At 65.2% G+C, this 24,270-nt stretch carries 26 protein-coding genes and 1 tRNA gene; 15 read left to right on the top strand and 12 right to left on the bottom strand.

What is annotated here, in order from left to right; all coding sequences use genetic code 11:
* Window positions 1-10 precede the first annotated feature (10 nt).
* From SD72_RS08300 to SD72_RS08280, 5 genes are all read left to right on the top strand, one after another.
* A tRNA-Leu gene (locus SD72_RS08300) sits at window positions 11-95 on the top strand.
* A gap of 115 nt (window positions 96-210) precedes the next feature.
* Window positions 211-894 (top strand): DUF998 domain-containing protein, encoded by a 684-nt coding sequence (locus SD72_RS08295; RefSeq protein WP_042543983.1) that lies wholly within the window; start codon window positions 211-213, stop codon window positions 892-894.
* A gap of 225 nt (window positions 895-1,119) precedes the next feature.
* Window positions 1,120-1,575 (top strand): hypothetical protein, encoded by a 456-nt coding sequence (locus SD72_RS08290; protein WP_052492557.1) that lies wholly within the window; start codon window positions 1,120-1,122, stop codon window positions 1,573-1,575.
* A gap of 70 nt (window positions 1,576-1,645) precedes the next feature.
* Window positions 1,646-2,206: a HEAT repeat domain-containing protein gene (locus tag SD72_RS08285; protein ID WP_232299698.1), complete on the top strand. Its 561-nt coding sequence runs from the start codon at window positions 1,646-1,648 to the stop codon at window positions 2,204-2,206.
* Window positions 2,207-2,248: 42 nt separating this feature from the next.
* A complete protein-coding gene (locus tag SD72_RS08280) occupies window positions 2,249-2,788 on the top strand; it encodes a hypothetical protein (RefSeq protein ID WP_042543981.1) in 540 nt (179 codons plus the stop codon).
* Window positions 2,789-2,887: 99 nt separating this feature from the next.
* Here SD72_RS08280 and SD72_RS08275 read toward each other — a convergent pair whose 3' ends face one another.
* The 7 genes from SD72_RS08275 to SD72_RS08245 form a co-directional block, all read right to left on the bottom strand.
* Complete coding sequence (locus tag SD72_RS08275) at window positions 2,888-3,241, bottom strand: cupin domain-containing protein (RefSeq protein ID WP_042543980.1); 354 nt, start codon at window positions 3,239-3,241, stop codon at window positions 2,888-2,890.
* A gap of 67 nt (window positions 3,242-3,308) precedes the next feature.
* A complete protein-coding gene (locus tag SD72_RS08270; RefSeq protein WP_042543979.1) occupies window positions 3,309-4,679 on the bottom strand; it encodes an NAD(P)/FAD-dependent oxidoreductase in 1,371 nt (456 codons plus the stop codon).
* An 87-nt stretch (window positions 4,680-4,766) separates the two neighbouring features.
* Window positions 4,767-5,792: an ABC transporter ATP-binding protein gene (locus SD72_RS08265; RefSeq protein ID WP_042543978.1), complete on the bottom strand. Its 1,026-nt coding sequence runs from the start codon at window positions 5,790-5,792 to the stop codon at window positions 4,767-4,769.
* A complete protein-coding gene (locus SD72_RS08260; RefSeq protein ID WP_084766990.1) occupies window positions 5,776-6,582 on the bottom strand; it encodes an ABC transporter permease in 807 nt (268 codons plus the stop codon). Before SD72_RS08260 ends, SD72_RS08265 begins: the two co-directional genes overlap by 17 nt.
* Window positions 6,582-7,466, bottom strand: coding sequence for an ABC transporter permease (locus SD72_RS08255; protein ID WP_042543977.1), 885 nt, complete (start codon window positions 7,464-7,466; stop codon window positions 6,582-6,584). Before SD72_RS08255 ends, SD72_RS08260 begins: the two co-directional genes overlap by 1 nt.
* Before the next feature lie 3 nt (window positions 7,467-7,469).
* Window positions 7,470-8,585 carry an ABC transporter substrate-binding protein gene (locus SD72_RS08250; protein ID WP_042543976.1) on the bottom strand — a complete coding sequence of 372 codons (1,116 nt, stop codon included), beginning with the start codon at window positions 8,583-8,585 and terminating at the stop codon, window positions 7,470-7,472.
* Window positions 8,586-8,666: 81 nt separating this feature from the next.
* Window positions 8,667-9,260, bottom strand: a complete 594-nt coding sequence (locus tag SD72_RS08245) for a helix-turn-helix domain-containing protein (RefSeq protein WP_042543975.1) — start codon at window positions 9,258-9,260, stop codon at window positions 8,667-8,669.
* A 327-nt stretch (window positions 9,261-9,587) separates the two neighbouring features.
* Here SD72_RS08245 and SD72_RS08240 point away from each other — a divergent pair, with 327 nt between their 5' ends.
* Window positions 9,588-10,211 carry a LysE family translocator gene (locus tag SD72_RS08240; RefSeq protein WP_042543974.1) on the top strand — a complete coding sequence of 208 codons (624 nt, stop codon included), beginning with the start codon at window positions 9,588-9,590 and terminating at the stop codon, window positions 10,209-10,211.
* Between the two features lie 7 nt (window positions 10,212-10,218).
* Here the strand turns inward: SD72_RS08240 and pdxR are convergent, their stop codons facing one another.
* The gene (pdxR, locus tag SD72_RS08235) at window positions 10,219-11,622 is read right to left on the bottom strand and encodes a MocR-like pyridoxine biosynthesis transcription factor PdxR (RefSeq protein ID WP_042543973.1); all 1,404 of its coding nucleotides are present in this window, start codon (window positions 11,620-11,622) and stop codon (window positions 10,219-10,221) included.
* 101 nt (window positions 11,623-11,723) lie between these two features.
* Between pdxR and SD72_RS08230 the strand changes: the two genes are divergently transcribed.
* Both SD72_RS08230 and SD72_RS08225 read left to right on the top strand, forming a co-directional pair.
* Window positions 11,724-12,440 (top strand): B3/B4 domain-containing protein, encoded by a 717-nt coding sequence (locus tag SD72_RS08230; protein WP_042543972.1) that lies wholly within the window; start codon window positions 11,724-11,726, stop codon window positions 12,438-12,440.
* A 110-nt stretch (window positions 12,441-12,550) separates the two neighbouring features.
* A complete protein-coding gene (locus tag SD72_RS08225; RefSeq protein ID WP_042543971.1) occupies window positions 12,551-12,949 on the top strand; it encodes a hypothetical protein in 399 nt (132 codons plus the stop codon).
* 113 nt (window positions 12,950-13,062) lie between these two features.
* Here SD72_RS08225 and SD72_RS08220 read toward each other — a convergent pair whose 3' ends face one another.
* The gene (locus SD72_RS08220; protein ID WP_084766988.1) at window positions 13,063-14,973 is read right to left on the bottom strand and encodes an ABC transporter ATP-binding protein; all 1,911 of its coding nucleotides are present in this window, start codon (window positions 14,971-14,973) and stop codon (window positions 13,063-13,065) included.
* A 285-nt stretch (window positions 14,974-15,258) separates the two neighbouring features.
* On the opposite strand from SD72_RS08220, the gene SD72_RS08215 reads away from it, so the two are divergent.
* Both SD72_RS08215 and SD72_RS08210 read left to right on the top strand, forming a co-directional pair.
* Window positions 15,259-15,891, top strand: a complete 633-nt coding sequence (locus SD72_RS08215) for a ClpP family protease (RefSeq protein WP_042543970.1) — start codon at window positions 15,259-15,261, stop codon at window positions 15,889-15,891.
* Between the two features lie 56 nt (window positions 15,892-15,947).
* Window positions 15,948-16,481, top strand: a complete 534-nt coding sequence (locus SD72_RS08210; RefSeq protein ID WP_042544045.1) for a ClpP family protease — start codon at window positions 15,948-15,950, stop codon at window positions 16,479-16,481.
* Between the two features lie 88 nt (window positions 16,482-16,569).
* Here the strand turns inward: SD72_RS08210 and SD72_RS17390 are convergent, their stop codons facing one another.
* The 3 genes from SD72_RS17390 to SD72_RS08195 form a co-directional block, all read right to left on the bottom strand.
* Window positions 16,570-16,953 carry a helix-turn-helix domain-containing protein gene (locus SD72_RS17390; RefSeq protein WP_198141915.1) on the bottom strand — a complete coding sequence of 128 codons (384 nt, stop codon included), beginning with the start codon at window positions 16,951-16,953 and terminating at the stop codon, window positions 16,570-16,572.
* Window positions 16,954-17,287: 334 nt separating this feature from the next.
* Window positions 17,288-17,542, bottom strand: a complete 255-nt coding sequence (locus tag SD72_RS08200) for a hypothetical protein (protein ID WP_042543969.1) — start codon at window positions 17,540-17,542, stop codon at window positions 17,288-17,290.
* Between the two features lie 109 nt (window positions 17,543-17,651).
* Window positions 17,652-18,449, bottom strand: a complete 798-nt coding sequence (locus SD72_RS08195; RefSeq protein ID WP_084766985.1) for an O-methyltransferase — start codon at window positions 18,447-18,449, stop codon at window positions 17,652-17,654.
* A 258-nt stretch (window positions 18,450-18,707) separates the two neighbouring features.
* On the opposite strand from SD72_RS08195, the gene SD72_RS08190 reads away from it, so the two are divergent.
* From SD72_RS08190 to SD72_RS08170, 5 genes are all read left to right on the top strand, one after another.
* A complete protein-coding gene (locus SD72_RS08190) occupies window positions 18,708-19,475 on the top strand; it encodes an alpha/beta fold hydrolase (RefSeq protein ID WP_042543968.1) in 768 nt (255 codons plus the stop codon).
* Window positions 19,476-19,513: 38 nt separating this feature from the next.
* On the top strand, window positions 19,514-20,032 hold the full coding sequence (locus tag SD72_RS08185) for a MarR family winged helix-turn-helix transcriptional regulator (protein WP_052492556.1): 519 nt from the start codon (window positions 19,514-19,516) through the stop codon (window positions 20,030-20,032).
* Window positions 20,025-20,801: a DNA alkylation repair protein gene (locus SD72_RS08180; protein ID WP_198141914.1), complete on the top strand. Its 777-nt coding sequence runs from the start codon at window positions 20,025-20,027 to the stop codon at window positions 20,799-20,801. Before SD72_RS08185 ends, SD72_RS08180 begins: the two co-directional genes overlap by 8 nt.
* A 180-nt stretch (window positions 20,802-20,981) precedes the next feature.
* Window positions 20,982-23,636 (top strand): MucBP domain-containing protein, encoded by a 2,655-nt coding sequence (locus SD72_RS08175; RefSeq protein WP_157000511.1) that lies wholly within the window; start codon window positions 20,982-20,984, stop codon window positions 23,634-23,636.
* Window positions 23,637-23,788: 152 nt separating this feature from the next.
* On the top strand, window positions 23,789-24,094 hold the full coding sequence (locus SD72_RS08170; RefSeq protein ID WP_157000510.1) for a hypothetical protein: 306 nt from the start codon (window positions 23,789-23,791) through the stop codon (window positions 24,092-24,094).
* Window positions 24,095-24,270: the final 176 nt, after the last annotated feature.

The raw sequence follows: 24,270 nt of genomic DNA, 5'->3' as shown, positions 1-24,270 counted from the left end.
CGCGGCGCAGGCGCGAGTGGCGGAATTGGCAGACGCGCTGGATTTAGGTTCCAGTGTCTTCGGACGTGGGGGTTCAAGTCCCCCCTCGCGCACCACACGACGGGTGAGAGAGCGAAAGCTCTCTCACCCGTTCTGTCTCTCTATACGAAGAGAACCGCTGCGCCTCTCCGCGCGGCCAGAACACCCGCGCCTCGGCGAAAGGAAAGCTCCGTGCTTACTGCCCCTCAAATCTCAGGATCCAACGAGACAGCCGCGCACCCTCGCGGCTGGGCCGTTCGACGCCTGGCAGTACCCCTCGCCGTCCTCCAGCTGGCGACCATCGTCGCGGAAATCATCACTTCAATCGCCTTTCGCCCCAAGTACAACTGGGTAACGAACACGATCAGCGAGCTGGGCGTAGGCGGATGCACCAGCGAGTTCGACCCCCGCAAGGGCGTCGAAGCCTGTTCTCCACTGGCAGGGGTGATGAACGGTGCGATGGTGTTTTCCGGGCTTTGCCTGATCCTCCTCGTGCTCCTCCTCCGACGCTCGCGAGGCTTCGCTGGCTTTGCGGGGATTCTTTGGATCCTTGCGGGCGCCGGCAGCATCACGACGGGTTTCATTTCGCTCGACACTTCGCCTGTGCTTCACCAGGTCGTGTCGATGCCGCTCTTCTTCGGTGGGCCCCTCGCGATCTTGGTTGGCGCGTTCCAGTTCACCGGCCGCGTGCGCATCACTGGAGCAACGTTGGGCATCGTCGCCCTCGCCCTCGGCGTCATCTTCAGCACGTCTGACTGGGTGTACGGCTTCGGTGGAATCGTTGAGCGGCTCGTCATTTGGCCTGCCCTGGCGTGGGTAGTGTTCCTCGCAGTCGCTGCGCGGCGGCAAGCAACCGTGAACGAAACCCGGGCGTAGCCGCCAAAGGTGGACCAGCGTGCGTTCACGACAGAGGGCGTACGCGAACGCTCGCCGCTGCCGCTGCCGCTGCGTATCCGACGGGTGCTCGCCTCAGCGCGGCACCCAGCAGCGCGGCACCCCGCAGCACGGCACCCCGGTACCAATGAGTGCGGAACCACAGCATCACACTCCTGGTACCGCGGGCCGATGGCAGCGGCTCATCCTGCTGGAAGAGTTGGAACCATGCACTTCACGAAACGAACCATCCTTCGCTCCGCCGCCTTCGTTGGCGCCGCCATCTTCATCGGTGGATCCCTCACTGGCTGCAGCGCATTGGAAAACATCAAGAATTCAACTGCCGACGCGTGGAAGGTCACCTATGAGCTGAGCGTCGACTCTGAGTCGCCAGTCACGCTGACTGATGTCTCGTATCTGGACCAGGCGTCGCGCACAGACGAGCGCAGCACCGTATCGGAGAGCGAGGTGCTGGCCAAGAGCGCCGAGGGCGGCCACGCGTTGTGGTCAACGGAGTCACTCGTGATCGTTGGCGACACGACGAGCATTTCCGCCACTCCGGCAGAGGGGGATCGTCTCACCTGCAAGATCCTGCTCGACGGCGAACGTGAAATCGCCACCCAGACAGGCGCGCCAGGCGAGCCAGTGTCCTGCGAAGCCGTCGCTCCCCCGTTCGCTCAGTAGCAAGCCAGCCGCCGCGCCCCCTGTGCGCGTTCACCGCAACTATCGCTGCAGGGTGCCTATGATTGGACTCGTGCCAGAAAACTCTCAGCAAGGTCCATCATTTCCCCAAACCACACTTGACCTGCCAGTTGCGCAGCGGATCGCTCAGGCAGTTGAGCACTACGGCGAGGCAGAAGTGATTGCCCGATCGATCTCGTTGATGGACGGGAAATACGAGGGCGAGGATTTCCTCCTCTACGTTGGCGGCGAGCACGCACAGGGAATCTTGAACGGCGCACCCGTGCTTTACTGGCCCGAGCTTTGGGGCCTTCGCGCGTTGCAGCACGTCTGGTCAGACGCAGCCATTTCGCCCGTGCTCGACGCGCTCCGCAACCCTGCCTGGCGCGTCCGCGAAATGGGATGCCGAGTTATTGCACTCCGCGGACTGCCAGCTGCGGAGGAGCTGCTTGCGTTGATCGGTGACGGAACGCCCCGCGTTCGTGCTGCCGCAGCGCGAGCGCTCGGTGCCGTCGGATCACCCGAAGACATTGAGGGCATTCGTACCTTTACGAAGGACCCCGTGCTCGAGGTACGCCGCAGCGCGCAGCAGGGCATCGAGACCCTGCGCTCGCGATTCCCAAGCACACGCTAAGTCTGGGATATCTGGCCGCCCCGACCCAGGGATGAACAAGACATGACGCCGATCACGGTGAGCGGCACCCCGACGCACGACCACGTTGATCTCGCGGCGCTCGACGGTGACGAATTCCCGCCGTCGTACCGCGAGTTCATCACTGCGGCAGGCTGGGCGCGTTCGTTCGGTATCTGGCTGATCTATCCGCCAGTGCTTCCCGGGTACGCCGATGGATTGCGCGGGCGCTCCCGCCATCTCACCGAGCGTTTTCGCGCGAGCTACGTGGACGGCAGGGCAGAGGAGTTCGACTGGATGATCGAACCCGACGGCAGCTGGCAGGTCGCGGAGACACTTACGGTCTTCGGTTGGAGCGAAAACGGCGATGCGCTGCTCTGGGACACCTCATCACGCGACGAGCACGGCGAGGTCACCGTGTGGGAGTCTCGCGGTATGAACTCGCTCTACCTGCTCGGACACAGCCTCAGCGAAGCACTCCCGCTGCTTCGCGAACGCGCCGCAGCACTCGCCGGCCCAGGTTCAGCCGACGAGCCCCCGAGCTGTGACTGCGAGCCGCTGAAGCCGAGCCTGCTCGCTGGGTAGCGAGCCCGCAGGGGTTCCCGGCCCCAAGTGCGCTCATGTCCCCGCTGCCGCCCTCGAAGCTGCCCCGCGGGCACTCTTCACAGCGCAGATGCGGCACGCCTAATCCTCAATGACGGTGAAGTGTTTACGCACGGGTGAGTGAACGTGCCAGATTCCCTTCCAACCTGACGGCATCACCATGACGTCCCCAGCACCGTATTTCACGGGCTCTTCACCCTCAACCTCAACCGTCACTGAACCTTCAATGAAGTAGCAGATCTCGGAATAGCCGATCCGCTCTGCGGTAAAGGTACCGACTTCTGACGCCCAGAGTCCCGTCGAGGTTTTCCCGCCCTCCCAGATCTCAAGTGTTGCTTCCTGGAGCCCCTCGGTGACGGCGGTCGGCTTCGGTTCGAAGGACCCGAGGCTCGCGTTTGCAGCATCGTGGAGTACTACTGTCTGGCTGTTACTCATAACGTTTCTTGTGCTTTCTCGTGAGTGCGTCTCTTGTTTTCATGCGGCGGCGCGCAGCACTGTTGCGCTAGCCGCGCCCAGTGACGACGTCGGCGATCTTTGCGATCGGCGACGTCTTCGCGCGTCCGTTGAGCTCGCTCCGGTCGGCGATGCCGTATGCCGTGTAGAGTCCCTTCGTCGCGATCCAGCGCAGCGGCTCAGGTTCCCATTTGCGCACTTGGTGCCCGACCCATGGCAGATGGGTGATATCCGAGTCATTTCCGAGAATCAGGTCGGCGAGCGTGCGTCCGGCGAGATTCGTCGTCGTGACGCCGGTACCGACGTATCCGCCACCCCAGGCAAGACCTGTCTCACGGTCCAATCCAACGGTAGCTGCCCAGTCACGGGGCACGCCGAGCACACCCGACCACAGGTGATCGACCTTCGCGTCGCGGGTCGCTGGGAAGAAACGATGCATGATGTCAGCGAGCGTCTTCGCCGTCACTGGCGGAGTCTCGCCGTCGAGATCGACACCGGATGCCCACTTGTACGGGACACCGCGTCCACCAATGGCGATGCGGTCGTCGGCGGTGCGCTGCGCGTACATATAGACGTGCGCGAAGTCACCGAGCACCTCCCCCTTGTTCCAGTTGAGCTCGTCCCAGACCGACTGGTCGAGCGGCTCGGTCGCGATGAGCGATGAGTTCATCGGCAGCCACAGCCGCTTCAGGCCTTTCAACCCTGCAGTGAAGCCTTCGGTCGCACGCACCACAAAGTCGGCAGTCACGGTGCCATGTGTAGTGCGCACCGTATGCGGGGTGATCTCGACAGCGCGCGTGTTCTCGTAGATCTCGACGCCAAGCCGCTCGACAGCTTCTGCGAGACCCGCCGCAAGCTTCGCTGGCTGAATCCGGGCCGCGTGCGGGTGCCACACTGCTGCCCGGGTACCCGTGACGTTGATTTTCGCCATCGCTTCTTTGGCTTCGAGGAGCTCGAGATCCGCCGACTGCCAGTGCTGCTCAGCCGCGGCGAACTCACGTATCCGCGCCTCTTGCGCAGGTGTGTAGGCGACGTTGAACTCGCCGCCCTTCTTGATGTCGGCTTCAATGCCCTCGGTTTCCGCGATACGTATCACTTCGTCGACGGTCTCATTCATGGCGACCTGGAAGCGTTCCGCCGCATCGCGGCCGTGGGTCTTCACATACTGCTCGCGGCCACCCGTGATCGCGTTCGTCAGCCACCCGCCATTGCGTCCCGACGCACCGTACCCGATATGGCGCTGCTCGATGACGACGATTTTCAGCTCAGGCTTCTGCTGTTTCAGGTAGTAGGCCGTCCACAGGCCTGTGTAGCCGCCGCCGACGATGGCGACGTCTGCGGTGATCGATCCTGGAAGCTCAGGGCGTGCCTTGGGAACGCCGATCTGTTGCCACCAGTGGGATACGTTGCCGTTGATCATGATGCTTCTTTCCTGGCGCGAACGCCGGTGGGTAGTTCCGGGCGGTGTGATGCCCGATGACGTTGTGCGACCGCTACGCGAGCGGCGCTAGGCGGCGAGCTCGGTGACGCGTTCAGGGCGCCATGCGAGCTGTGCTGGTGTGTTGCCGGAGCCGAGCCAGTCGAGCTGCTCTACCCCGCGGATCACGCCAGCTGCGTCGTCGGACCCCTGGCTATCGAGCACGATTTCGTGCTTCCAGCCCGAGCCAAGGTAGACGGACTGGCGGACGGTGACCGGAACCGCGCGGTAGCCGAGCGGCAGGTCAGCACCGACTGGAAACAGCTCGCCGTTCTCCGGCCGGACGACGGTCACCTCGCGACCGGTCTCGCTCGGCACCATCGTGGATTCTCCGATGAAGCCTGCCACGAACTTCGATGCCGGGTTCTCGTAGAGTTCTTTCGCGGTGCCGACCTGCTCGATCCGCCCCTCGTTGAACACTGCGATCCGGTCTGAAAGCGTGAGCGCCTCCTCCTGATCGTGTGTGACGAACACAAAGGTGCGCCCGACGTCGCGGTGGATCCGGCGCAGCTCGAGCTGCAGCCGCTCGCGCAGGTTCTTATCGAGCGCGCCAAGCGGCTCATCGAGAAGCAGCACCTTCGGCTGGAAAACGAGGGCTCTCGCGAGCGCGACGCGTTGCTGCTGACCACCAGACAGCTCGCCAGGGAAGCGATCCGCGAAGCCCGAGAGACCAGCGGTCTCGAGAGCCTCGTGCACCATCTGCGCCGCTTGACTCTTCGGTGTCTTCCGACGCTGCAGCGGAAACGCCACATTATCGAAGACACTCATGTGCGGGAACAGGGCGTAGTGCTGGAATACGATGCCGAGGTCGCGTTTGTGCACGGGGACATCGTCCATCTGTTTGCCATCAATGCGCACGCTGCCTGTCGTGGGATCAGTGAAGCCAGCGATGAGGTTGAGTGTGGTCGTCTTGCCCGAGCCTGAGGGGCCGAGGAAGGTCATGAACTCCCCCGGCTGGACCGTCAGGCTGACCTTGTCTAGCGCGATCGATTTCGGGTAGTGCTTGGAGACTCCGTCGAGGCGGATCTCCGCACCGCGGTTACTTTGCTCGGACACGCTTTTTCCTTCCGGAGAGGGTGAGCCCCAGGATGACGAGGGCGGTAACAATGAGGAGAATCACGGTGGCCGCGGCAGCGAGCGTCGGGTCCGTGTCTCGGGTGACACTGGCGTACATCATCACGGGCAGCGTGTTCAGGTATGGGCTCTTGATGAATAGGGAGAGCATCACTTCGTCGAAGGAGGTAACGAACGCGAACAGCGCGCCCGACACCATTCCTGGAACGATGTTCGGCAGGGTCACCTTCAGGAACGTGGTGACTCGGTCGGCGCCGAGGCTCATCGAGGCCTGCTCGAGGCGCGAGTCGAAGCCCGCAAAGCCCGCGGTTATCGCAACCACGGTGAACGGGAGCGCGAGCACGGTGTGCGCGAGCACGAATCCGAGCAGCGTACCAACGAGGCCGAGCTTGAGGAAGACAGCGTACAGGCCGATAGCCACGACGATTCCGGGCACCACCATCGGCGCGAGCAACCCGAACGTGAGGCCAGCAATGAGCTTCTTATTCGCCATTTGCCGCAGCCCAAGCGCAGCCAAGAGGCCGAGCAGGGTGGCGAGCGCCGCGACAAGGAGTCCGATGAGCAGGGAATTGCCGAGTGCCGCGGTCCACTGCGGATTCGTAAAGAACGATTCGTACCACCGCAGCGACCAGCCGGTCGGCGGGAAGACGAGCGATGCCTTGTCGGTGAAGCTGAGCGGGATAACGATGAGGCTGGGGGCGACAAGCCACACTGCGACGATCATCGCGACGATCCAGAGGATCACGCGGGTGACTGGATGTGTTTTCAGCATTACAGCACCTTCACTTTGATGCCCTTGCGGCTACTCAGCTTGGCGATGAGGCCAATAATGCCGAGCAACACGACAGTGATCACGAGCAGGATCACCCCGAGAGCTCCCCCTCGGCCCCACGCAAGCAGGCCTGAGACCTGGGCGTAGATTGACTGGGCGAGCATACTGTCGGATGGGGAACCGAGCAGGGCGGGTGTGACGTAGAACCCGAGCGCCTGAATGAAGACGAGGAGCGAGCCCGCGACCACGCCAGGCATGCTCAACGGCACGAAGACCTTCATGAAGGCAACCGAGGGGCGAGCCCCCAGGGAGCGAGCGGCAGTAACGAGCCGCAGGTCTATGCCGCTCATCACCGCATAGAGCGGCAACACCATGAACGGCATAAGCACCTGGCTCAATCCGATGATCACGCCTGTGTTCGTTCGCAAAAGTTCGAGCGGGCCGATGCCGATGACACCAAGGAGGTTGTTGACGACTCCGTTGTCCTGCAGCAGCACGATCCACGCGAACGTGCGAATCATAAGCGAGGTCCAGAAGGGGATCAGCGCGATGACCACGAGCGCCATGCGTGCCTTCGCGCTTACGATCGTCATGAGGTAGGCGTACGGGTAAGAGAGGGCAAGGCAGATCACCGTGGCGATGAGCCCGTTGCTGAACGTGCGGAGGATGACCCCGAGGTTATTCTCGTTGCCGAGCGCCCAAGCGTAGTTGTCGAAGCCGAGCGTGGGGTCGCTTACGCTCCGCCAGACGCTGTCCAGCACGGGGTAAGCAAATACCCCGATTAGGAGGGCGTAGGCGGGCAGCAGGAGCAGCCACGCCCGACCGGAGGAAGCGCGCGGCGACTTCGGCTGTCGCGCCCCTCCGATCAGAGCGGTTTCAGTCATGGATTAGCCCTGGATCCAATCGAGCCAGCGGTTGAGTTCGGTGTCGTAGTTCGCTGACCACCACGCCGCATCGGTCGGCACCATGACGTCGGCGATCTCCGGGTTCGTGATGAGGTAGTCCTGACCGAGCTCGGTGAGATTCGGCTTGGAATCTTTGTGCACCGGCGAGTACGAGGTGATCTCGCTGAGCTTCGCCTGCTGTTCCGCGCCGAGATAGTAGTTGATGTACGCAAACGCTGCGTCAGGGTTTTTCGCGTTCTTTGGAACGCTCAGCGCGTCAGCAACCACGAGGGACTGGTCCCAGATTGGGGCATAGTTCGCGCCGTTTTCAACTGCACCAAAGCCGCGTCCCGACCACACCAGCGCCATGTCTGCGTCGCCGGATTCGATCATCTGCTGCGACTCTGCGCCGGTCTTCCAGTAGATGAGGTGGTCGCGAAGCCCGTCGAGCTTCTTGTAAACGCGATCCATGTCAAGCGGGTACAGCTCGTCGGGTGCGACGCCTTCCGCAAGCAGTGCCCCTTCGTAGACGCCCGGGCCGATGTCCTCGAAGCCAGCGATGCTGCGCTTTCCGGGGAACTTGTCGGTGTCGAAGAAGTCAGCCCAGCCCGTGGGTGCCGTTGTATACGCGTCTTTGTTATACATAATGACGTAGCCATACTGCATCGCGGGCACGTAGCAGTCGCCAACAAGGCCCTCGGGGATGTTTGAGGTGTCGACGATGGTGGTATCGAGATCCATGAGCAGCCCATCATCGCCGCACTGCATGTCGGCCCAAATGATGTCGCTGTCAACGATGTCCCAGGTGACCTGTTTGCTCTCGACCTGTGCCTTCACCTTTGAGTACTCTGTCGGACCGTCGTCGAGCATAGTCGCGCCCGATTCCTTGGCGAACGGCACCGATGCCGCCTCAACCTGGCCCTCCTGGAACAGGCCGCCCCACGAGGCGAGGGTAAGCGTAACGCCTTCGAGCGCGCCCTCCTTCACGGTGCCAGCGACGGCCGGGCCGGAGCCGAGGTCGACCTCGACCGGTGCTCCGCCGCCTGAACAGCCAACGAGGGTCGCTGCGAGTGCGAGCCCACCGACGGTGGTGAGCACGGTTCGCTGATTCTTGATCATTGTTGATCTCCTTGCGTGGGTGGGATGAAAAAGGTCTGCTGAGAAACCGGGGCTTGGCGGGTTCTTCGCCCAGAAAGGCTCCTATTTTGGGCTTTCCGTGGGCAGAGGCGCATGCACTTCCTCGGCTCCGGTAGGGGGGCTGTTAATCCAGAGCACTTCGGCTGGGGCTCCGGACTGATTGACAATGCGGTGCGGCACCGAACTCAAGAACTCGATGGAGTCGTCCTTGTACATGACGTATCGCTCCGAGCCGAGTTCGAGCGTGATGGAACCTGCGACAACAATGAAGAATTCTTGGGCATTGCCATGCGAGTAGGCATCTGGCCCCGTGCTTCCGCCAGGCGCAAACGTTCCTGCGTAGATTTCGAGGTTGCGCAGCGGCTCCTGTGAGATTACAAACTTCTCCGCGCCGTCGAGCGGTAACGTTGGCCGCTCTGAGCCGCGCAAGACACCACGGGTGTGCCCGGTTGAGGCGTCTAGCAGCGCCGCTGGGGTAACACCGAGAGCTCCGGCGATCTTACGGAGCGAGGCCACCGAGGCATTGGAATGCCCGTTCTCGAGCTGGCTGAGGAAGCTTGAGCTCACGCCGGCTTCTGCGGCGAGCGCTCTGAGGCTCAGACCACGCAGCTCTCGGAATTGAGCGACACGACGGCCGAGTTCGAGCTCTTCAGTCATACGAAACCTGTTCCTACTCCGGAGCGGGTTCGCTGGCCAGTTCGGCCAATTTGTCGAACACCACTGTTCGTTTCACTGGACAGAGTGTTCAGTGAGTGTGTCCAAACGTACAGTGGGCTTCGGGAAACCGCAAGTAGGTGCCTCCGCGGGCGCATCGAAAGGAATTCACCGCACACCACTCCGCGTTGCACCCGACCGCGTGCTCCTTCCCCCCTGTTACGACCCGACGTCAGCCACCGTGGCACCATGACCGTGGGCAACTTGGCTTACCTAAAAGAGACGAGTTTGGGCCTTTGGAAAGGACCATGACTTCGGCACTGTGAGTGCATGAGTCTCGATTTCTGGCTGACCTCTATCGTCGTAACGGCAACTCCGGGAACCGGCGCCCTGTTCACCATCGCGGCGGGACTCGCACGAGGCGTCAGGGCGGGCCTGATCGCGGCGCTCGGGTGCACGCTCGGCATAGTCCCCCACATCGCTCTCGCGCTCTCGGGAGTCGCCGCGGTCTTCGTCACCTTCCCGGCGGCCTTCGCGCTCATAAAGTGGCTTGGAGTCGCCTACCTGCTCTACATGGCGTGGGGCACTTGGCAGCAGACGGGAGTGTTTGACCCAGGGAGCGGTGACCCCTCACCGGGCACCGGCTCGGCGGTGTGGCGGGTCATCGGAAGCGCAGTGCTTGTGAACCTCTTGAACCCAAAACTCACGCTGTTCTTTTTCGTGTTCCTGCCATTGTTCACCGTCCCAGCTGACGGCCATCCCGTCGCCAACATGGCGGTGCTCGGGCTGCTCTTCATGGGCATCACGCTCGCGATCTTCGCGCTCTACGGTGCGTGCGCCGCGTGGTTGCGTGTTCGCCTGCTTGAAAAGCCTGTGTCGATGCGCTGGCTCCAGCGCGCATTCGCTGTTACGTTCGTGGCGCTTGCGGGGATCCTCGCGATCACGCGTCAGTGAGTCCCGCTCAAGCGCTCCCTCCAGACGAGAACCCTGCGAGAGCGCCGAGGACCCTGATCGCGTCTGCGAGTCGCTGCGTTGGGTGTGGCCCGTAGCCAATCACCAGGCCTGAGGCGCCTGGGGTGAGGCGGTGTGACGACATCCCTTGGACGGCGATACCCGCCTCTCGTGCGCGCGCCACCAGCCGTGTCTCATCAATATGAGCGGGGAGCGTGACGACGAGGTGGAGGCCGGCCGCGATCCCCCCGACCTCACAGCCTGGAAGGTACCGGCGCACCGCTTCGACGGCCGCGTCCCGGCGCTGCCGGTGCCGCGTGCGAAGCACTCGCAGGTGCCGCTCGAGCGCACCTGACTCGATGAGTTCGGCGAGGACGAGTTGCGGGAGCACAGGCGAGCCCAGGTCAGTTGCCCACCGCGTGCGGACGAGTTGCTCGTGGAGCGCCTCCGGGGCAATCATCCACCCGATTCGCAGCGCCGGCGCCAACACCTTCGACAGGCTGGAGATGTGGAGGATCTGCTCGGGCGCCGTGGCGTGCATGGCTCGCACCGGCGCCCGGTCGTAGCGGTACTCGGAGTCGTAGTCATCTTCAATGACGAGCCCACCCGTCCGTTCGGCCCACGCAATGAGTTCCCTGCGCCGCGTCGGCGAGAGCACGACGCCACTCGGGAAGTGATGCGCTGGCGTGACGAGCACGACCCTGACCCCAGTGGCGGCGAGCGCCGACACGTCAAGCCCATCGGCGTCAACGGGAATGGGGTGGAGCCGATCGAGCCAGAACTCGAGAATGCGCCTGTTGCCGTCCGCGCCCGGATCCTCAACCGCGCACTCAGTGATTCCCCGCGCACGCAGCACGTTGGATACCGTGCTGAGCGCCCCTGTGACGCCCGCAGTGATGATGATCCGCTCCGGTGGCACCGCGATGCCGCGGCTTCTGGCCAACCACCCGGCGAGGGCTCGTCGAAACGGCAGCACTCCCTGCGGGTCTGAGTAGCCGAGGTCGTGTTCAGTCGCGTGGGCGAGCACGCGCCGCTCCACCCGCAGCCATGCTGCGCGGGGAAATGCGCTCACGTCTGGCACGCCGGCCGAGATGTCCAGCATTCTCGGTGTTGCCGCGTCGGCCGCCCCGGTCGCAGTGACGCCTGCCGGGACCGCTGGGACCCTGGCGACCGTTGTTCCCCCTCCGCGGTTGCTGACAAGCAGGCCCTCCTCGGTCAGCCGGCGGTACGCCTCAACAACGGTTCCGCGCGCGACGGCGAGCTCGTCTGCGAGCGCACGAGTGGCTGGCAGGCGGGATCCCACCTGCAGCTCGCCCTCGACGATTGCCGAGCGCAGCCGGGCGGCGAGCCACGTCGTGCGGCCCCGGCTTGCTGCCTCGGTCGGGTCGAGGGAGAGGAAATTCGAGCCAGACATTTGGTACAAGGTTCCCCGCAGTATTTGGCGCTGTCAATCGATCCGGCACCCGGCCATGCTGGGATGCACCTGACAGTTCCCGCGCGGAGGGCGAACCACCCATGAGATTTCAGCATTCGTCGGCCGTCTGGGTTGACCATCCGACTCTCGCTGCTGGCGTGATTGGCGCATCGGGAATCACGGCCGTCCCAGACCTGGGGTCTCGTACGCTCTCCTACCTGCGGCAAGCGGTCGAGCTCCTCGATGAGCGGGCGATCAGCGAGATTCCCGCGATCCGGTCGTGGCGACGCGCGTTCGCTGCGATGGGATATAAACCAACGAAGTACCGGTGCGCGGCAGAATCGCTGTTGCGGCGAATAAGCGGCGGTGGATCGTTGCCGACGATCCACCCGCTTGTCGACCTGTGCAACCACGTCTCAGCGAGCCTCGCCGTGCCGATCGCGGTCTTCGATCTCGACCGTGTCACGGGGGATCTCGAGGTGCGCCACGCTGCCGGGACGGAAGCGTACGAGTCGTTCTCCGGCGAGGCCGAACACCCTGCGCCCGGCGAGATCATCTTCGCTGACAACGCGAACCGAGCGCACTCCAGAAGATGGACAAATCGACAGAGCGCCGCGTCGGCGATGCGGCAGGACTCACACAACGTGCTCATCGTCGCCGAAGCCCTCCACGAGGAGGGCGCAGACGATATTCGCGCGGTGCTGGCGTCGCTCACCGGGGAGATCACCGCAGCGTGGGACGCTGAGCTGTGCTCGGCGGTGCTCACGGGCCGGGCCAGGAGCTTCGAGGTGGACCTCGCCTCTCCCGGAGAAAGCTAGCGCGCCCCGGCACGTGCGCCGCCATCAGCAGCTTCCATCAGCCCCTTCCAGCAGCACCGCCCGGGCCCATCGCGCAACGCGAGACGGGCAATACCGCGTACGCTGGGGTGATGCCCACCCGCTTTGAAGCCGCGATCCGCCTCGATATTCCACTCGAAATGGCGAAGCGCCACGGTATCCCCTCACAGATCAGCAATGCCGAGCTCGACAAGATCGAAGCAGCACCGCCAGCGTGGTTGCTGCAGTCCCGCTCCAATCGAACAGGCAAGAAGCCCGTGTGGGCAACGCTGACGTGTGTCGTGTGCGGCCGTGAGGAGAACGCGCGCCCGAAGAAGTGGTGGCCAGAGTTCACCTTCCTCGCGTGTGATGAACACGATGCTCACGAGCTACCCGCCGAAGCGCCCGGCGCGGATCGAGAGTTCGTCTACGGGGTCGGAACTCAGTTCTTCGGTGTCGTTGACGGCCACGGCGCCGCCGATGGCACCGGTGCGGCGGCCGCAGCCTCATAGGCCGCCTCAAGCGACCCATGCATGGGGTTAGCGGTGACCGGTCAGCCCGGATCGGCCGTTCTGCTCTGCGAGCCGCATTCAGCGGCGCGAACCTCCCCTGGCCTCCAGAACCTTCACACGGTCGGACCGCGCTCTCCCCGACTCGCCCCGATGCGTAACGCCGCGACGAACTCGCGGTATAGCCCGTCGTGTTCGAGGAGTTCCTCGTGGGTTCCGCTCGCGCGGAGCCGACCGCCGTCGAGCAGGAATATGCGATCCGCCTCGAGCACGGTGGACAGCCGGTGCGCAATCGTCACGACCGCACCGACGCGGGCAGCCGCGCCTATTGCGCGCTGGATCGCCGCTTCGGTGACACCGTCGAGCTGAGCGGTAGCTTCGTCGAGGAGAAGCACGTCTGGGCTGCGCACGAGGGCTCGGGCCACCGCCAGCCGTTGGCGTTCACCCCCGGACAGGTTCGTGTCGGTCACCGCTGCGTCGAGGCCGCCTTCGAGCGCGCGCACCTTGTCTTCGAGTAGCACCGCAGCGAGCGCCTGCCACGCCTCCGCGTCGTTCCTTGTCTTGCCTGAGAGCGACGCAACCCCTCGGCCGGTCCGCGGCGCATCTTGCTCCCCACTTGCGTCGTCGTCGGTAATTCTGAACAGGACGTTCTCGCGAAAGGTGCCAGGCACTATCGGCGCATCCTGCTCAACGTATGCGATGCGCGAGCGAACGTCGTCGATCGACACCTCAGCGAACGGAGTGCCGTGGAGTTCGAGTTGGCCGCTGGCCGGTTCGATGAAGCGCAGGAGCAGCGAAAACACGGTCGTCTTTCCCGCCCCGGAGGGGCCGACGAGAGCGACATGACCGGTGCGCGGGATCTCGAGAGTAAGGTCGGCTACTGCGGCTTCCTCGGCGTCGCGATAGTGCGCCGTCACGCCCCGCAACGCGAGCACAGGGGCATCCTGAGGGGCGGGCGTTGCCGGGGAAACATGTGGGCGTGCGTGCGTGTCCTCGAGCGTGAGGTGCTCGGTTTCCCGAATCCGCCACGCGGCGGCGAGCCCGGATTGCAGCGTCGCGATGGCGGAGGCGAGCTCGGAGATCGGCGTGACGATGTTGAAGGCGTAGAGCAAGAACGCGACGAGCGTGGAGACCGCGAGGGTGCCGCCGGCAACGCGCCCGGCGCCAAGCCCGAGGACCGCGATGATTGCGAGCTGCATCCCACCGTCTGCGATTGACCAGCTCAGCGCGGAGTACCACACCGATCGCACCGAGTGGCGTTCGGCTGCTCTGGCGCGCGCGACAACCCTCCCAATTTCCCGGTCCTCGGCACGACTCGCCTTCACGGTGCGGAGGGCACGCACCCCGGTTTCGAGCGTGCCACCGATATCCCCGATCGCTGCCTGGGTGCGCCGGTCGGCCCGTCCCACCTGCGGGATGAACACGGCGAACAACGCCCCGACGACACCGATGGCGACGAGCGTTGTCCCCAGCAGCGCCCAGTCGAGCACTGCCATGAGCACGACCGTCCCTGCGAGCGCGACCGTACCATTCACCAGACCAACGAGGCTCGTCGTTGCCGCTTCGCGCAGCAACACGGTATCGCTGGTTACCCTGGTGACGAGCTCACCGGTGCGAAACGCCTGGATCTGTTCCAATTTCGCACGGAAGAAACGTTGAATCAGCGTCTCTCGGGCGGTAAACACGATGCGCTCTGCGACCTTGCCGAGCATTGCGACCTGGAGCAGGCTCGCAACGGTGCCGACGACGAGGAGTCCGAGGAGCAACGCGATCGGGCGGGCGAGGTGCAGCCCCGACTCGAGCGAGTCGAGCACCCACTTGGTGACAAGTGGGGTCGCGAGCAGCGTCGCAGTGCCGATGAGGCCAAGGAGCAGCGCAAGGAAGACCCGTGGCAGGTGCGGGCGTGTGTATGACGCGATCAACGCCGTGCCTGCAGCGAGCGATCCGCGACCACCAGCTGGCGTCCCCTGCCAAGCACGCGTGCTGTCAGCCCCATCGCCGGGGATGTTGTCATGTGCCTGCGACATACGAACCTCAGACCTTTCGCCTCGACACTGAGTGCGACTCGAGGAGCACTACTCGGCCCCGCAGCGCGGCGCCTGCAAGTCGGCGCGTACGCAGTTCACCCTCACCGTGAGCGGCACACCCCACCAAGCTACACAGCTACGCCACACTCGTCAATTAGTATTCGCCTGCCGCCGACGTCTCCGCTGCGCCCCGCACCACCGCTCCTCGCACCACTGCTGCCCAGGGCAGCGCTGCCCTGAGCAGCATCGCCCCACTGCGCGACTACACCGCGGCAAGCTGAGTGCATGACCGAACAAACACGTCCACCCGTATTCACGGAACCCTTCAGGCGGGAGCTGTTCGAGCGACGAATCCTCGTGCTCGACGGCGCTCTCGACGACGACAACGGCCTGCTGCTCGCAGCCCAGATCTTCGCGCTTGCCGCGGCCGACAGCGAGGCCGATATCTCGCTGTGGATCCACTCGCCCGGTGGATCGGTGCCGGCTATGCTCGCGATCCGCGATCTGATCCGCCTCGTACCCAACGACGTTGCGACGCTCGCGCTCGGGATCGCGTACAGCGCCGGCCAGTTCCTCCTCACTGCTGGCACGCCCGGCAAGCGCCACGTCCTCCCCCACACCCGCGTGCTGATGCACCAGGGGTCGGCGGGAATCGGCGGATCAACCGGCGACGTTGAGCTGCAGGCCGCAGATCTCAGGCACACCCGCGACACCGTTCTCGGCCTCACGAGCGAGGACACAGGGCAGCCCGTAGCCAAGATCTTCGAAGACTCGCTGCACGATCACTGGTACGCGGCCAAAGAGGCCATCGCGTATGGCTTCGCCGACTCCGTCGTCGACTCGTTCGCGACGATTTTACCGACGAGTGTGTCTGCCGGCGGGTTCGTCGCGACCCCGCAGCAAGGGGAAACGCTGTGAGCCAGAGCTACACCATCCCGAGCGTCGTGTCCCAGAGCCCGCGAGGCGACAGGATCATGGACGTCTACTCGCACCTGCTCAGCGAGCGGATCATCTACCTCGGCACGCCCATCGACGCTGGCGTCGCGAACGCGATCATCGCGCAGCTGCTCTACCTCGACTCGACGAGCGCTGACGCCGATATCAATGTGTACATCAACTGCGAGGGCGGCGACCCCAGCGCGATGCTCGCGATCTACGACACGATGCAGTACGTGCGTGCGCACATCGCCACGACCTGCGTTGGGCAGGCCGTCGGAGTTGGCGCTGCCCTGCTCGCGGCGGGTGCCGCCGGCAAACGCATGGCGCTCCCGCACACCAGGGTGATCCTGCACCAGCCGAGCAACGAGGGCAGGCGTGGCACTATCCCGGACCTCATTCTGGAGGCAGACGAGGCCGTGCGGATCCGCTCCGACTTGGAGGAGGTGTTGTCGCGCCACACCGGGCAGACGGTGGAGCGGCTCAGGAAGGACACCGACCACGACCGGGTTTTCACGGCGAGCGAGGCGCGCGACTATGGGCTGCTCGACCACGTCATAGTCGCGAAGTAGCGCCGCTTGGCGGCTCGGCGGTTGGCGGTTGGCGGATTCGCAGCTGCTCGGCGACTTCGAGCATTCGCGGTTGGCGGCTTCGCGGCACCTAGGCGGCGAGCGCGAGCGTCGCCTGGGGGCGTGCCGCAAGAAGCACGACGGCCGGCGATCCCATAGCGCGAGCACCAATAGCGCGAGCACCAACAGCGTCAGTACCAACAGCGCGAGGATGAGCGGCGGCGCTGGATCGTATGGTCGAAGCGCGCACGTCCCGCGCTTGCGCGCCGCTGAGTTCATCTGCGACCGCGCGCGCGAGGTCCACGAGCGTGACGCCGAGCGCCCCCGCGACGGCTTCGACCATCTCGCTCGAGGGATCCTTCACGCCTCGCTCCATCTCGGAGAGGTACTGCGGGGAGAGGCCTGCGCGCGACGCGATTTCTCCGAGAGTGTCGCCCCGCTTGTGTCGGAGCCGACGGAGTTCCGCTCCGAGCATGTGCCGCCATAGTGGAAGCGGACGTCGCGAGCCCTGCTGCCCGGTCTCACCGTCGCCCACGGGCGAGGCGTCACTCGAGGCCTCGGGAACTGCGGAACCCGGGGAGTGCCTGGAACTCGGAGATCCCGTAGAACTCGGAGATCTCAGAGGGCCCGGGCGCGCGTCACCGTGTGTTTGCTCAGCCATACCTGATCGTAACCCCGCAGTAAGCCGCCCGAGCTGCACCTCTGCTCTCAGCAGAATTTGCGGGGCGCGCGCATCCCCCACCCCGGAGCCTGATGACCAAAGCGGCGCGCTCGGACAGTTCGAAGGGCAGGCCCCCAAGTAGCGGCAGCTAGTTGACCTCGCCGCCGGAGCCTGCAGCGTTTCCTGCCCCCGGCACCGCGGCCGCAGCAGAAGCTGTGGGAGCAGGCGACCCGGCGGGTGCCGCGGGGGCCGCGGTTGCGACAACGTAGAACGTCGCGAACGGCCCCAACACGAGGCTCAGGAGAAACCACGAGAATCGGGAGCGGTTCTTCTGCTCCGCGAGTCCGGCGTTAATGAGCGCGAGCGAAAACCAGAAAAGCCCCTGTGGTACGTAATCCCCCATACCCCCACCCTACGGGGACCACCGTCGCCTGCGACAGGGTTGCAGCCGACTCGCGGCCCCGGCCCCGGCCCCGGCGCCGACCCGGGGCGACGAAGAACCGGGTGTCGCGTCAGCGCCGGCGCGCTACGACAAGCCCGTCCCAGCCTTTCTCCCCAACGGCCTGCAGCGCGACCGCCTCGAGCCGATCATCGTCGGCGATATCGCTCACGACCTGCCGCACGCCCAGCACTGCCGGATCGACGCTGCCTGGCTCGATTACGGCTCCGCCGCGGACGACGTTGTCAATCACGATGACAGCCCCAGGCCGCGTGAGCTCGAGCGCTGCCGCCAGGTACTTGGGGTTGTTCGGCTTGTCCGCGTCAATAAAGACGAGGTCGAAGGGCTCGACCGCCTGGTCAATGAGGTGCTGCGCGGATTCGGCGGCAGGCCCAAGAAGTACCCGCACCCGCGCCTCAACTCCGGCGCGCACGAAGTTGGCGCGTGCTACCTCGGCGTTCTCCGGCGAGAGTTCGAGCGTTGTCACGGCACCGCGCTCGCCGACCGCGCGTGCAAAGCAAATGGTCGAATAGCCGGCAAGTGTGCCGAACTCGAGCACTCGTCGGGCCCCTGAAATCTGCGTGAGCATGCTGAGGAAGGCGCCCTGGTTGCGCGCGATTTCCGCGCCCGGCATTGTCGTGTTCGTTCCGGATCGCCGAGCCTCGACGAGTGCGGCGTCCTCCGAAAGGAACGCGTCGTTGAAGTAGCCGTCGACCTCGCGCCATGCCGCGTGCTGGGCGGGATTACCGGTGCCGGCGCTCAGCCTCGGGGGCTCAGCCGGGGCACGAAACCCGGGGCTCGCTTCTGCCCCGACGTTCGGGGCCTGGGTTGCAGCCGAGGGCGAGTGCGGAGTGTGCTGCTCGTTGTTCATGTCCCCTACTCCACACCAGCTGACATGAGCTCGCAAGGGCCCCGCGCGCCCGCAGGCGAGAAGCCAGGAAGGGAGACAGGTAGGCAGGATCTAGCGAGTTGGGGTCACTTTGCGCCGCGAATCGGTCACTTTCGGCCCACAACGTGGCGCAAACTGACGCTAAGACGTGGGAGTGGCGCTGGGGGAAGGAACCCGGGGCGACGAGGCTCGGGGGCGCGGATCCGACGCGGGCGACCGGTTCGACGGTAGCGTATGAGCATGGAACACGCAGATCGCACGTACGAGCGCGGCGACTACACGATGACGTACTCGGAGTTCGCTGGCCCAGCTGACCGCACCTTTGTACTCATCCACGGCATTGGCATGGGGCGGATCGTTTTCGAGGAGGTCGCGCAGGTGCTCTCGCTGCGTGGCCGGGTGCTCGTGCCAGACCTGCCGGGCTTCGGTGACTCACCCGAACCGGGGACGGCTGCGACGATCGAGGAGAGCGCAGAGCTCATCCGAGCGTTCATCACCGAGGATGCGACCGGGCAGGTCACGCTCGTTGGGCATTCCATGGGCACGCAGATCGTTGCGGAGCTCGCGAAGCTGCATCCGGAGCTCATCGACACGCTCGTGCTCATTGCGCCGACGATTAACCGGCACGAGCGCAGTGCAACCAAGCAGGCTGCCCGCATGGTGCAGGATCTCTACGGCGAGTCGCCGAAGGTCCTGTTCGAGGGTGTCCTCGAGTACACGAAGACGAGCCCCCTGTGGTTCGCGAACAAGCTGCGCCTCATGCTTGATCACCGGATCGAGGACGTGTGCCCGGACGTCACGACGCCGACGCTCGTGTTGCGCGGCGAGACGGATCACGTGTGCCCCCGCGACTGGGTTCAGGAGGTCGCTGACGCGCTCCCCGACTCCGAGTACCAGGAGATCCCCGATCGCGGCCACGAGGCGATCATCAAGAGCCCTGAGCCGGTCGCCTCGATGGTGCTCGAGTTCGTCGCGCGCCGCGCGCAAGCAACTCACAGCGAGATGTAGTTAACCGGTGAATAGTATGGCCATTAATGAAATCGTTAATGGACCACAAGCACGCGCTGCTGCTCGCTCACGCTGGGCTTTCCGGCGACCCTGAGCAGACGCCGCCCGACGCAATCCCCGAGGCCGGCCCCGCCCTCGTCATGGCGCTGCTGCGCACCGCCGCGCTCATTGACCGTGCGTGCGCGGCAGAGCTCAATGAGTTCGACCTCACCGAGGGGCGGCTCAGCGTACTCCTCGTCGTCGCGAGCGAGCCCGGTGCGACGCCCGCGGCAATCGCCGATCAGCTCAGTGTTTCCCGCGCCGCAGTGACCGGGCTCCTCGACGGCCTCGAACGTCAGGCGCTCGTTGCACGGCGGACGATACCGGGCGACCGGAGATCCAGCGCGATCACCCTCACTCCGGCAGGTCACGATGCGCTCGTCCGCATCGGTCCCGTCTACGGCTCGTGGCTGAGGCAGCTAGCGAGCGGGCTCTCCCCCGCCGCAGCGGGTGAGGCGGCTGATGCCCTCGCGGTGATCCAGCGCAACCTCCAAGACAGCGGGCAAGCGCATGGCTAGCGCCAAACCGGCTCCTGGCGCGAGCCGGATGAGCGACATCGCGCGCGATCACCTTGCGGCGCTCAACGCGGGAACCGCGCAGGCGAAAACCCTCGCCGAGGCGCTCGCGATCGATCACCGGGTGCTCCTCGTGGCTGCCGTGCCGTCGGCATCGCCTGAGCTGACTGCGGCGGTCGCGAGCGCGCAGGAGCTGGGGATCCTGAAGCGCATGGCGGCTATCGGCGCAGCCCTCTCGCGGCGTCTCTCCCCCGAGGAGCTTGTGACCCTCGCGTGCCACCCGTCAGACACCGTTCGCGGCTGGTGGTGCTTCGCGGCCGCGGCGAACACCTCGCAGGCCGCGGCGGAACTGCTCAACGCGCTCAAACCGCTCGCCGACGACGAGCGATTCACGGTGCGCGAGTGGGTCTGGATGGCGGCGCGGCCGCGCCTCGTTGCGGACCTTCCAGGCGCAATCACGTTGCTCGCCCCGTGGACTGCTGACCCCTCGGCGAACGTGCGCCGCTTCGCGAGCGAGTCGCTCAGGCCGCGCGGTGTCTGGGCCTCCCACATCGCTGAGTTCAAGAGCAATCCTCACCTCGGTGAGTCACTGCTCGAGCCGCTCCGCTCCGACTCCTCGCGCTACGTGCAGGATTCCGTCGCGAACTGGATCAACGACGCGTCGAAGTCAGCGCCGGAGTGGGCGCGGCAACTGTGCGCGCGGTGGATCGGCGAGAGCCCGACACCTGAAACCGCACGTATCGTGAAGCGGGCCCTCCGCAGCATCGTCTAATTCCCCCTCGATCTCAAGCACATAGCTAACCCAGTGAAACTCATTCCGATGCACAAGCTTGACTGATAGCTGATTTCGTCAGATAGTTGGCATAGTCCGAGGGCAATCTCTCACGCGCGCTCGGCCACATGAAGTGTGCGCGTCACCTGCGTTGGGGTAAAAGGCAGTGACGCTCATCGAGTGAGTAGGGGCATTGGAGTCACCGTGGAGCGTAAACCCTCAAGAACACTGTTTGCAGGCGGGATCGCCGCGGCACTGATCGCCGGAATGCTCGGCACGAGCAGCCCCGCTCTTGCCGCGGATTCCACGGTCTCTTCCGTTGGCGAGCTCAAGACAGCCGTCGAGGCCCTTGCGGCCGGTCCCTCGACGATCACGTTCGCGGCGGACTTCGCGCCCGTCGGAGCGTCTCCGACCATCACGATCCCGGCCGGGGTCGACCTCACCCTCGCAGGCACGGGCGAGGGCACAACCGTCACCAAGGAGGCCGGCGCAGACGGGCGACACATCGACCTCGTCGGCAACAAGTCGCAAACCGTCACTGTCACGGGGCTCACGTTCAAGGGCCACAACTCCGACGACCCGGCAGGCCAGGCCGGGGGAACCCCCGGCGGCGGCGTTGGCATTCGCGAGGTCACCTCGGTCGACGTGAGCAAGTCCACGTTCGCCGGAATCGACGGTTCCTCCGGGCTCGCGCTCGGTGGTGTCGCAACGCTTACCGTCAGCAACTCGAGCTTCATGGGTAACCGTTCCGCGGCCGGCGCAGCCATCGAGCTGCCCAACGGCATCAACGCCACGATCACCGATACGACGATGCACAAGAACTGGGGCACACAGTCGGGCTTCTCCGGTGGCGCCCTCCGCCCGCAGCGGAAGACGAACCTCACGATCGAACGCTCCGTCTTTACCGGGAACGTCTCCCTCACTCGCGGCGGCGCGATCGCCTTCCACCAGATGGAGGGATCCCTCACCGTTCACGACAGCGTGTTTTCCGAAAACCGGGTACCCATCGCGGCGAACAACAGCACGCTGAACGACGGTGGCGCGATCGCGGTCAATGAGATGCCCATCGAGGGCCAGCAGTCAGGCAAGACCCTCATCACGGGGACCACGTTCAGCAACAACGTGGCCGGGGACGAGGGCGGCGCGCTGCTCATCCAGTCGGGCAACGGCTCAGAGGCCACGATCCAGAACAGCACGTTCTACGCGAACCGTGCCGAGGGGAAGCAGGCAACGTACGACGACACGAGCGGCGGAGGAGCGATCGAGGCGTTTGGTACACCGCTCACGCTTGAACACAACACCTTCGTGAACAACTTTGCCCACAAGGGCACTTCGCTCTTCGGCCACCAGCGAGGCGGGGCCGTTTCGGCGACCGGCGACACGGCCTTCCTCCAAGCACAGCCGCTCACGCTCTCGCACAACCTGTTCGTCGGCAACGACGTCGGGCTTGATGACGGCTCGCCCGCACCGTCGAGCGCCTACAGGCAGGTCTCCGCGCGCGGTGGCATCGAGACGCTCCCTGCCGAAGAGGACACGGTGTCGGCCATCGACGATTCGCCTGGCGCCCCCGCCCTCACGCGCGCGGACCTCTTGCCGCTGTTCGCCGACCGCGCGCAGCTCCCGGCGGACGGCGACGAAGGGGACTTCATGCCGTTCACCTACGACGTGCACGCGACCAACGTCGGCGTCGACAACGGAACAGCGATCGACCCCAGCGTGATCAACCGCGCGGCGATTCTCGGTGCCGACGATGCGGTGCCAGCGGCGAACGGCAGCGGCGTGGTCGCAGGAGACTCGCGCACGGGAACAGCTCAGACCCCTGGCACCTTCCTGTTCCACCCGGCCGACGACGGCTTCCTCACCGGCCTCGCCGACAACGTTGGCGACGGCACGTCGACGGTCACGACCGACCAGCGCAAGTTCCCGGTGGACGACCCAGCCGACGCAGGCGCACTGCAGCAGGCATTCGTTCGTTACGACCCCAACGGCGGCGACTGGGCCGACTACACCGCGTCGCCCTTCGACGGCGAGCGGATCGTGCAGCGCCCTGACGCCGCCATGGTGTGGACCGTCGGTACCGTCGGATCGGAGACGACAACCGAGCCAGTACCAACGACGCCACCAACGGGGAAGACGTTCGTCGAATGGAACACGAAGGCCGACGGCAGCGGGGACAGCTACCCGGCAGGCACGATCACGATTCCCGCTGGCAACCTGCGGCTCTACGCGATCTGGGAGGCGCCAGCAGTCGAGACCGGCACGGTCACCGCTGAGTACCTCGACGAGAACGGTGATCCGCTCCGCGACCCCGTGGTCACGACGGGCGACGTTGGCACCGACTATACGACGCAACAGCTCACCTTCGACGGCTACGACTACGTGCGGGTTGAGGGATCGACGAGCGGCACGATCACCGCGGAACCGACGACGGTGCGCTACTACTACAAGAAGCAGGCAGCGCCCGTCGAGACGGGCACGGTGAAGGTCGAGTACGTCGACGAGCACGGGGCTCAGCTCCGCGCTCCGATCTCGCTGAAGGGCAAGATCGGAGACCCCTACACGACCGAGAAGCTCGCCTTCGATGGCTATGACTTCGTGCGGGTCGACGGCGCGACCACGGGCGAATTCACTTCGGGCGTATCGACCGTGCGCTACCACTACACGAAGCACACCACCGCGCCACCCGTTGTGAAGCCTGGGGAAGGCGGCCCGCTCGCCGACTCGGGCCTCGACTTCGGCTGGCCGATCGCGGTCGCCGGTGGATCGATCCTCCTCGTCGCCGCGGGCCTCCTGCTCTACGGCCGCCGCCGCCAGAGCGGCGACCTCGGCAGCTAGTTCAGCCGCGTGAGAGCGCGGGGCGGCCGGTTCACGAGCGTGGGCCGGCCGCCCTGTGTTGGCAGCCTGCGCGCCATCTGCCACCCCTGGCGGGTAGGCTTAGATCCGGAACACACGGATCGCGCGGATCGAACTGATCGGAGGTGCTGCGCATGCTGCTATCGCTCTGGATGATGACCCAGTTCGTGCTGCTCACGCTCCTCGTCGTATTCGGCACCTCGCAGCCGCAGTCGCCCGTTCAGGCGATCCTTCTCGGCGCCGTCGGGGTGCTTGCGCTCGCTCCCGCCCTCACGGCCTTCGTGTGCGCGCGCAGACGAGTCTTTGTGCTCGCCCTCCCCCAGTGTTTCCGCCGACAGCGTTCGGCCATCTTCCGCTCGTTCAGCCTCCCGCAGGATCCCGGCACCGCCGGTGCCGCGCTGCCGCGCGCACCCAGCCACGCTCGCTCAGCCCTCGGCTGAGCGACCGACCGCGCATTCCCGCCGGCGCCTACGCGCGCAGGCCAGCTCACACGAGCGCGCGGAAATTCGTTCGCCCGAGGCACCAACGCCGCCGAACCAGCGAACGAAACGAGACGAATCATGCACACCCATTCCAGGCGGGAGTCGGCCTTCGGGTCGTCAGCGACGCCAGCAGC

Origin of the sequence: Leucobacter komagatae, assembly GCF_000834055.1 — a bacterium.
GTDB classification, from domain to species: domain Bacteria; phylum Actinomycetota; class Actinomycetes; order Actinomycetales; family Microbacteriaceae; genus Leucobacter; species Leucobacter komagatae_A.
This window is presented reverse-complemented; position numbering and strand designations above follow the sequence as displayed.